This window comes from Pseudomonas sp. K5002 (assembly GCF_013386655.1).
Taxonomy (GTDB): Bacteria; Pseudomonadota; Gammaproteobacteria; order Pseudomonadales; family Pseudomonadaceae; genus Aquipseudomonas.
The window spans coordinates 1-2969 of sequence record NZ_JACARK010000808.1 but is presented as its reverse complement, the minus strand read 5'-3'; the positions used below and the strand labels follow the sequence as shown (position 1 = coordinate 2969).

Sequence of the window (2969 nt, the reverse complement as noted above, 5' to 3'; positions counted from 1 at the left end):
GGCGGCGCCAAACCAGCCGTCGATACCGCGTACGCGATGCTCCGACGGCGCAGCAAACAGCTCACTGCCACGCCCGAGCCATGCACCACGGGAGGCGGAAAACTCCCACGCATGCAGGGTTTTTTCGTCGGCGAAACGGAAAATAATCTGGAACTCGTCATCGTTGGGCGGCGGTGCAAGCACGCCTGAACCCAGGTAACCGGGGAAGTCCGTGGCCAATTGCTCGCCTTCGCGCAGCCAGGCCATCAACTCTTCATAGCGGCCCTTGGCCACGCGGCGCGCAACCATCAGGGTGACGGGGGAGGTAGACATTGTGTATCTCCATAAGGATCAGGTGCACTGGGCCGGGTAGGCGGCGCACGAACGAAGCTGCGGGGTAAGCAGCCACGTTGAAAAAACAGGCAAGGATTATTCCTGTTTTGCAGAAATACACCAGCGACATTGGTCGGCTTGTCGAAGACCTTGAATCGGACAGCTGTATGGGCGTTAAATGGGATCCAAGTTCCTGACAGTATATTGATGCCCTGATGTCTGTAATGACTGCTCCACGTCCCGAAATGGCCCTTGGCAACCCTGCCGATTCCGATGAGCTGTTTCCGATTCGCGAAGTCGCGAGATTGACAGGCATCAACCCTGTCACCTTGCGTGCCTGGGAACGGCGTTACGGGCTGATCCACCCGGTTCGCACCGAAAGTGGGCACCGCCTGTATTCGCGCACCGATATCGAGACCGTTCATCGCATTCTTGACTGGATCGAGCGTGGCGTGGCCGTGAGCAAGGTCGGCAAGATCCTCGCGCGCGACGATCATCAAGTCGAAGCGGCGGCTGCTTCGCCGGCAGGTGCAGAGCATGAATGGGCCCAATGGCAGGCGCAGTTGCGAACGGCCGTCGGTGCCTTCGACGACCGGCAACTGGACCGGTTGTATGGCCAGATTTTCGCTGCCTACCCGGTCGCGGTGGTGTTCCAGGACATCCTGATGCCCCTCTGGCAGCAACTGTTGCGACATCAGGGGTTGTTTGGACAAACCAGTGAATGGCTGTTTTTTGATGGATTTCTGCGCAGCCGAACCTGGAAACGCCTGCAGATAGGCTGTGCCTCAGCGGCGCCACGGGTATTGCTGGCGGCCATTGCGGGGGAGTGCCGAGAGCTGGAGTTGTTGGTCGCAGGCCTGTTGATGAGCGGTGACGAGTTGGCGGTCAAGGTTCTGGCTGTGGGCCAGCCGATGGATGAATTGACCCTTGTCTGTGAAAAAACCAGGCCACAAGCCCTTGTGGTGTTCTCCAATCACTCTCCGGCCAATGGCTTGCCTCGGCGCCTTGAACGGCTGGCCCTGACCCTGGATTGCCCGCTGTTGCTGGCCGGCGATGCGGCGGAGTTGGCGCAGGAACAACTGGCGGGTTCATCCGTTGGCTGCCTGGGTAACGAAGGGCGATTGATGCAGCGCCGCTTGCAGCAGTTTCTGCGCGGTAACCTGGATACCTGACTTCAGGCGTGGACTTCGGGGTGAAACAGGCGATGTTGCTGCAGGATAAACTGGCGCAGGCGCTCGGTCTCATCCACATCGTTCTGGCTCAGGCGGTAGGCGAACAATCCTCGGGCAGTTTCCCGTTCCAGCGTGCCCCGCACCGAAATGCGCTCGTACCCGGACGGACTGAACCACAGCGAAAAGGTTCTTGGCGCCTTGATCCGCCCGCGAATTTCCACCAGCAATCCCTTGAATGACACCTCATGCACCCACAGCGCACCGGGCTGGCCCTTGATGTTTTCCAGGGGTACCGGCTCTTCGAGCGCCAGGCGCCACGGGCGGATCATCGGCCCGTCTTCGAAAATACTCGGTACACCCAGCCGCAGATGCACGGCATGAAACTCGTCTTCCACCAATTGCAGCGGAAACGTCATTTGCTGGTTGTCGAATTGGGCCTGGAGGGTGACATGGTCATGGGCGGCCAGGCGGGTGAGCAGATCACGAATCTGCGCACCGCCATTGACCGTCAGGCTCGACGACGCGTCCCGCACATTGAGTTGCGGGTTATGGTGCATGGTCTGAATAAAATCCAGCTCGTCCTGCGTCAAAAGCGCGTCGCGTTGCATTGATCTTGCTCAAGAAAAAGGTATTAAAACGCCATTATCTCTTTAAAGACCGCGTTTTCTAGTTTTTGTTAGATCCGCTCGTCGCCTTGAGTGCCGCAAGCTCCGCCTTGAGGTCAGCCAACTGGGCTTCCAGTTGCGCGACACGCTGCTGGGCCTTGACCTGAACGGTCACATCCTTCTGCACACCGACAAAGTAGGTCTGCTTGTCGGCCGGGTTATAAACCGTCGATAACGACAGCTCGTTCCAGAAATGCGTGCCGTCCTTGCGGTAATTGCGCAGGATTTCCCGGCAGGCGCCGCCACTCTCCAGGGCTTCGCGAATCGCCATCAGCCCCGGCTGGTCACGATCGCCCGATTGCAGGAAGCGGCAGTCCTGATAGAGGATTTCGTCGAGGGTGTAGCCAGTCATGCGCTCGAAGGCCGGGTTCACATAAATCAGTGGCTTGTCCTTGCCTTCGCGCTCGGCGATAACGATGCCGTCGTTGGAAGCGTTGATCACCAGTTGCATCAGCTTGGCGTTAATCATTGAGCGGTCCATGGCTTGTAGTTGGAGTTTGCAGTTTAAGACATGCCGGCAGCCTGTCCATGGGCCCCAGCTGTTAATATCCCAGGCTTTTAGTCAGCTACAGGATCAGATTGATGAAAGTCGCCATCCTTTCCGGCTCGGTGTACGGCACGGCTGAAGAAGTCGCCCGTCATGCTGCAAGCATCCTCAACGCTGCCGGCTTCGACGCCTGGCACAACCCGCGGGCAACCCTCGCCGACGTACAGGGCTTTGCTCCGGAAGCCTTCCTGGCCGTGACGTCCACCACTGGCATGGGCGAACTGCCCGACAACCTGCAGCCGCTTTACTCGACCATTCGCGACCAACTGCCGG

Annotated in this window: 5 protein-coding genes; 2 read left to right on the top strand and 3 right to left on the bottom strand. The window is 58.9% G+C overall.

Features of this window, described 5'->3' with window-relative positions:
• On the bottom strand, nt 1-312 hold a 312-nt coding region (locus HX846_RS28950; protein ID WP_372242021.1), incomplete at its 3' end, for an antibiotic biosynthesis monooxygenase.
• A gap of 215 nt (nt 313-527) precedes the next feature.
• Here HX846_RS28950 and HX846_RS28945 point away from each other — a divergent pair.
• Entirely contained in the window at nt 528-1484 is a 957-nt protein-coding gene (locus HX846_RS28945; RefSeq protein WP_043225723.1) for a MerR family transcriptional regulator, read from the top strand.
• A 2-nt stretch (nt 1485-1486) separates the two neighbouring features.
• Here HX846_RS28945 and HX846_RS28940 read toward each other — a convergent pair whose 3' ends face one another.
• Together HX846_RS28940 and HX846_RS28935 are read right to left on the bottom strand one after the other, a co-directional pair.
• On the bottom strand, nt 1487-2092 hold the full coding sequence (locus HX846_RS28940; protein WP_003208483.1) for a hypothetical protein: 606 nt from the start codon (nt 2090-2092) through the stop codon (nt 1487-1489).
• 58 nt (nt 2093-2150) lie between these two features.
• Nucleotides 2151-2618, bottom strand: a complete 468-nt coding sequence (locus HX846_RS28935; RefSeq protein WP_003208484.1) for a PAS domain-containing protein — start codon at nt 2616-2618, stop codon at nt 2151-2153.
• Between the two features lie 113 nt (nt 2619-2731).
• Here HX846_RS28935 and HX846_RS28930 point away from each other — a divergent pair.
• A partial coding sequence (locus HX846_RS28930; protein ID WP_178966646.1) for a flavodoxin domain-containing protein occupies nt 2732-2969 on the top strand: 238 nt, incomplete at its 3' end.